This window comes from Sphingopyxis sp. (genome assembly GCF_036402335.1).
In the GTDB taxonomy this organism is placed as follows: Bacteria; Pseudomonadota; Alphaproteobacteria; order Sphingomonadales; family Sphingomonadaceae; genus Sphingopyxis.
In genome coordinates, this window is sequence record NZ_DASWTD010000393.1 from 1 (window position 1) to 5,411 (window position 5,411).

The following is a 5,411-nucleotide window of genomic DNA, read 5'->3' on the forward strand; positions in this document are numbered from 1 at the left end:
TGGAGGTCGGTCGAGGATCACCAGGGCGGCTTCCGGCAATCGGACCGCTATCAGCAATGGCGGGCGTTGCTGCATCATTTTTATGACCCTATGCCAGAGGTCAGCTATTTCGGAGAGCCGCTGTGATTTTGGAATTTCTGACTCAGGCCGCGGCGCACGCCGGCGGTTTCGGCGGTCCCGCCGGAATGTGGGACGCGATCGTCAAGGATTTCTCGAACATCACCGAGCCCGCGGCCTTCGCGGCGTTCCTGCAGGTGCTGATGATCGACCTCGTGCTCGCGGGCGACAATGCGATCGTGGTCGGGGCGCTGGCCGCGGGGCTTCCCGCCGAGCAGCGCAAGAAAGTCATCCTGATCGGGGTGCTCGCTGCGCTGGTACTCCGCATCGCCTTTGCGCTTGTCGTGACGCAGCTGATGCAGATTGTCGGGCTGATCTTTGTCGGCGGGTTGCTGCTGATCTGGGTGGCGTGGAAAATGTGGCGCGAACTGCGCCACACCGGCCAGTCGCACGGCTCGCCCGAGATTGCAGGCGACGAGCATTCGGGCCTGAAACCCGCCAAGAGCTTCGCCGGTGCCGCCTGGGCGGTTGCCGTCGCCGACGTCTCGATGAGCCTTGACAATGTGCTCGCGGTCGCCGGCGCGGCGCGCGAGCATCCCGGCATCCTGATCGTCGGGCTGATCTTTGCCGTCGCCCTGATGGGTGTCGCCGCGAACATCATTGCCAAATATATCGAGCGTTACCGCTGGATCGCCTATGTCGGTCTTGCCGTGATCGTCTATGTCGCGGTCAAGATGATCTATGAGGGCTGGGTCGACCCCGGCGTCGGGATCGGGACGCTGTTCGGCTAAAAAGGAAAAGCCAGTCCTTTGCGGGGCTGGCTTTTTTCTTGTCCGTTCCCATCTTCGGCGCATGTCCCAGCTTCATATGACCCGCGTCGCCGTCGGCTGCGCCGACTATCCGGCGTTGCAGGCGCGGATCGCCAACCATGCGCAGGATGGCGAGATCCGTTTCACGACGCGGTTCAAGCCGAAGCGCGCCGACGAACTGATCGGCGGCAAGCTGCATTTCATCGTCAAGCACACGCTCGTCGCGCGGGTGGAAATCCTGCGCTTCGACGACCGGAGCGACGGACGGATCGATATCGTCTGTGTGGCCGCGCTCGAGCGGATTCACCCGCAGCCGAAGCGTGCGCATCAGGGCTGGCGCTACCTTGCCGACAGCGATGCACCGAAAGCTGTAGATGAGGGCGACGGGCTCGCCGATCTGCCCCCCGAACTCTATCGCGAGCTGGCCGAACTTAGCCTGATCTAGACCGCCGCGCGGAAGCTGTCGGCGCGGGCCATCGCCCAGTAACGCGCGCCTGCGACCGACCCCGGATCCTCGAGCAGCACGCCGCGCGCGTAGAATTTATAGATGCGGTCGATCGAGTCCGAGCGCGCCGAGTTGAGGCGTTCGTGGAGATGGTGCGGCTGGATCTGCCAGGGCGATTCGAGCCCCATTGCCGAGCTGATATCCCAGAGGGCGTTGACCGTCGCCGCCTGAAAGCGGCGTACGCGCTCGGCCTTGTCCTGGACGACCAGTCCGCGCTGGCGGCCCGGGTCTTGCGTCGCGACCCCGGTCGGGCACTGGTCGGTGTGGCATTTGAGCGACTGGACGCAGCCGAGGGTGAACATGAAGGCGCGCGCGGCGTTCGACCAGTCGGCACCAAGCGCGCAATTCATCGCGAGCCCGGCGCCCGAATGGACCTTGCCCGACGCCGCGACCTTGATCTCCTCCTTGAGTCCGCAGCCGACGAGTGCGTTGCGCACGAAGATGAGTCCCTCACGGAGCGGCATGCCGATGCTGTTCGAAAATTCGACCGGCGCGGCGCCGGTGCCGCCCTCGGCACCGTCGACGACGATGAAGTCGAGGCGAATGCCGGTTTCGATCATCGCCTTCATGACGGCATAAATTTCGTGCGGCTGGCCGACGCATAATTTGATCCCGACGGGCTTTCCGTCCGAATATTCGCGTAATTTGGCGGCCCACTCGACCATCTCGATCGGGGTCGAAAAGGCCGAATGCGATGCTGGCGAGACGCAATCATGGCCTTCGCGAACGCCGCGTGTCGCCGCGATTTCGCCGCTGACCTTGGGTCCCGGAAGCACACCGCCGTGGCCGGGCTTCGCGCCCTGGCTGAGCTTGATCTCGATCATCCTGATCTGGTCGTTCTGGGCCGTGTCGCGAAAGCGTTCGGGATCGAAACGCCCGGCGTCGTCACGGCAGCCGAAATAGCCGCTGCCGAGTTCCCAGACGATGTCGCCGCCGTGGATGCGGTGATAGGGGCTAAAGCCGCCTTCGCCGGTGTCGTGATAGAAATTTCCCATCCGGGCGCCCCGATTGAGCGCCTCGATTGCATTGGCGCCGAGCGAACCGAAACTCATCGCCGAAATATTGAGCGGCGCGGCGGCGTAGGGCCGCGTGCATTGCGGGCCGCCGACGGTCACGCGCTGCGTGCGGTCGGGCTCGGCGGCCGGCGCGATGCTATGGCTCATCCATTCATATTCGTCCGAATAGACGTCGAGTTCGGTGCCGAACGGATGGCTGTCGAGCTCACCCTTGGCGCGCGCATATACAAGGTCGCGTTCGGTGCGCGCAAAGGGGCGTCCGTCGAGCGGGCTTTCGACGATATAGGCATAGAGAAAGGGCCGCAACGCCTCGAACAGCCAGCGGATGCGGGCGATCAGCGGGAAGTTGCGGCGAAGGCTGTGGTGCCGTTGCAACGCGTCGTAGAGCGCGAGGAGCAGTAGCGGCACCCAGAGCAACAGGGTCCAGCGCGCGGGCCCCCACAAGGCCGCGAACGCCGCGGCGGCGAGGAGGATGGGGAAGGCGATCCAACGGCCCACCGCTCTATCCCGCAATCAGCTCGCTTGCGCCGCGAGCATCTCGGCCATCTTCTCCCAGACCTTGTTGATCGCCTTGAGCGGACGAACCATCACTTTGAAATCAATTATCTTTCCGTCGTCATCCCACGTGATGATGTCGACGCCGTTGATCTCGATGCCGTCGAGGCTGCTCCGGAACTCGAGTACCGCCTGATCACCGTCGACGATCTCGCGCAGATAGCGGAAGTCGTCGCCGCCAAGGACGTGGCTCGCCGCATGGAGATAGGCGAAGACCTTGTCGCGCCCTTCCTGCGGGGTATGGACGACCGGAGAGTGAAACACTGCATCCTCGGCGAGCAGGTCGCGCAGGGCCTGTGGGTCGCCGCCGCCCGCCATATAGGCGTGCCAGGCGGCGAGACCCGCCCCGGCTCCACTTGGCGCGCTCATGCAAGATGCTCGGCGAAGAAGGCGCGGGTGCGGCCATCGGCGAGCTGCGCACCTTCTTCGTTGCGGCGATTGCCCATGGTGGCGGCAAAGCCGTGATCGAGTCCCTGATAGTCGTGGAGCGTTACCTTGGGATGCGGACCGAGTCCTTCGTGGATCCGCTTTTGCGCGTCGTGATCGACGAGATGGTCCTCGGTCGGGATGTGGAGCATGAGCGGATGGGCGATCGCGTGGCTTTCGTTCAGCATCTGGTCGATCATGACGCCATAATAGCCCACCGACGCGTCGATATCGGTGCGCGCCGCCGTCATATAGGCGAGGCGACCGCCGAGGCAGAAGCCCACTGCGCCGACCTTGCTCGCACCTTGGCCATGCAGCCAGCGGATCGCCGCTTCGATATCCTTGACCCCGTCGTCGGCGTCATACTGGCCGAAATAGCCGAAGGCTTCCTGTAATTCGGCTTCGACATCGGGGTTGAGCTCGACGCCGGGGGCGAAACGCCAGAAGATGTCGGGTGCGATCGCCAGATAACCTTCGGCGGCCCAGTCGTCGCATTTCTTGCGAATACCCGCGTTGACCCCGAAGATTTCGGGAATGACGATGATCGCGCGTGAACTGTCGGCGTCGGGACGGGCAACATAGGCAGGAATTTCGTTTGCCCCGTCGAGTGCGGGGATCGAGGTGTTCGTCGCGGCCATGTGGGGAGCTCTCCTGTCTCTTGCTTCTTTGCTGTGAAAGCGCGAAGCTAGCGGGGCCGCGGGCATGGCTCAAGCGGCTAACCGGCATTTTTCGGGGCGGAGACAGGCGATGAAGTTCAATATCGAGATCGATTGTACCCCCGAAGAGGCACGGCGGCTGGTCGGGCTTCCCGATCTCGAACCGCTGCACGATATCTATCTCGACCGCGTCAAGGAACTGATGGCGAAGGGCATCACGCCCGATATGGTCCAGCAGATGGTCAAGACATGGGTGCCGATGGGCGAGAGCGGGCTGGGGCTGGTCCAATCCCTGCTCGGCCAGTTCGGTGGGGGCCTGATGGGCGGCGTTTCGAAATCGACTGACGTTGGCGATGATGAAAAGCCCGCCAAGGGACGCAAGAACTGAATCAACCGATTGTAAACGATACGATTTTTGCGTTGTCGAGCGGGGTGCCGCCGGCAGCGATCGGCGTCGTGCGCGTGAGTGGACCGCAAGCGGGAGCTGCGCTGAAGGCGCTGGCAGGGCGCCTGCCCGAACCGCGCCATGCGTCGCTGGCGGCGCTCAGGGACGTGCACGGCAAGCCGCTCGACAGCGCGCTCATTCTCTGGTTTCCAGGACCCGCAACGGCGACCGGAGAAGATCTGGCCGAATTGCACCTGCATGGAGGACGCGCGGTGGTGGCTGCGGTCGAAGCGGCGCTTGGCGCGATGCCGGACCTCAGGCCTGCGGTCGCGGGAGAGTTTACGCGACGGGCTTTTGACAACGGGCGGATCGATCTGGCCGAAGCCGAGGGGCTTGCCGATCTGCTCGCCGCCGAAACCGAAAGCCAGCGTGTACAGGCGCTGGGGATGGCAAGCGGACATGTGTCGCGCGCGGTGGCGGCGTGGCAGGACCAGTTGCTCGGATTGATGGCGCGGGCCGAGGCCGAACTGAATTTTGCCGACGAGGATGATGTCGAAGTTGGCGAAGCTGTCGCGCGGCGTTTGATCGCGGGGATGGGGCTACTTTCGGGTGAGCTGGGCGCGTGGCTGGCACGGCCGGCGGCGGAGGCGATCGCCGAGGGGCTTTCGGTGGTGATCGCTGGACCGCCAAACGCCGGAAAATCGACTTTGATCAATGCCTTGGCGCAGCGCGAGCTGGCGATCGTGTCGCCGATCGAAGGAACGACGCGCGATGTGATCGAGACGCCGCTCGCGCTCGACGGCATTGCGATGCGCTTTTCGGATACGGCGGGGATTCGCCGGGAGGGCGTCGATGTTATCGAAGCGATCGGGATCGACCGGGCGCGGGCGGCGGTCGAGAGTGCCGATATCCTGCTGTGGCTGGGGTCGTCCAAGGAGGTACCCGAACATCCGCGTGCGATCCTGATTGCGGCGCAGGCCGACCGGTGGCGCGACGACGCGG

The 5,411-nt window shown here is 64.3% G+C and carries 7 protein-coding genes; 4 read left to right on the top strand and 3 right to left on the bottom strand.

The annotated features are described in order from the left end of the window. Positions 1–185 precede the first annotated feature (185 nt). Complete coding sequence (locus VGD20_RS12495; RefSeq protein WP_414714574.1) at positions 186–848, top strand: TerC family protein; 663 nt, start codon at positions 186–188, stop codon at positions 846–848. 61 nt (positions 849–909) lie between these two features. Continuing rightward, positions 910–1,311 carry a DUF1489 domain-containing protein gene (locus tag VGD20_RS12500; protein ID WP_331134757.1) on the top strand — a complete coding sequence of 134 codons (402 nt, stop codon included), beginning with the start codon at positions 910–912 and terminating at the stop codon, positions 1,309–1,311. Here the strand turns inward: VGD20_RS12500 and VGD20_RS12505 are convergent. Genes VGD20_RS12505 through VGD20_RS12515 form a run of 3 tightly spaced genes read right to left on the bottom strand, consistent with a single transcriptional unit; the run spans position 1,308 to position 4,006 of the window. Then, entirely contained in the window at positions 1,308–2,885 is a 1,578-nt protein-coding gene (locus VGD20_RS12505) for an FMN-binding glutamate synthase family protein (RefSeq protein ID WP_414714573.1), read from the bottom strand. The genes VGD20_RS12500 and VGD20_RS12505 overlap by 4 nt on opposite strands. Before the next feature lie 15 nt (positions 2,886–2,900). Beyond that, positions 2,901–3,311 (bottom strand): nuclear transport factor 2 family protein, encoded by a 411-nt coding sequence (locus tag VGD20_RS12510; protein WP_331134758.1) that lies wholly within the window; start codon positions 3,309–3,311, stop codon positions 2,901–2,903. Then, entirely contained in the window at positions 3,308–4,006 is a 699-nt protein-coding gene (locus tag VGD20_RS12515; protein WP_331134759.1) for a dienelactone hydrolase family protein, read from the bottom strand. The genes VGD20_RS12510 and VGD20_RS12515 overlap by 4 nt, the downstream gene beginning before the upstream one ends. Positions 4,007–4,115: 109 nt before the next feature. On the opposite strand from VGD20_RS12515, the gene VGD20_RS12520 reads away from it, so the two are divergent. After that, on the top strand, positions 4,116–4,412 hold the full coding sequence (locus VGD20_RS12520; RefSeq protein ID WP_331134760.1) for a DUF6489 family protein: 297 nt from the start codon (positions 4,116–4,118) through the stop codon (positions 4,410–4,412). A 32-nt stretch (positions 4,413–4,444) separates the two neighbouring features. Then, a partial coding sequence (gene mnmE / locus VGD20_RS12525) for a tRNA uridine-5-carboxymethylaminomethyl(34) synthesis GTPase MnmE (RefSeq protein WP_331134761.1) occupies positions 4,445–5,411 on the top strand: 967 nt, incomplete at its 3' end.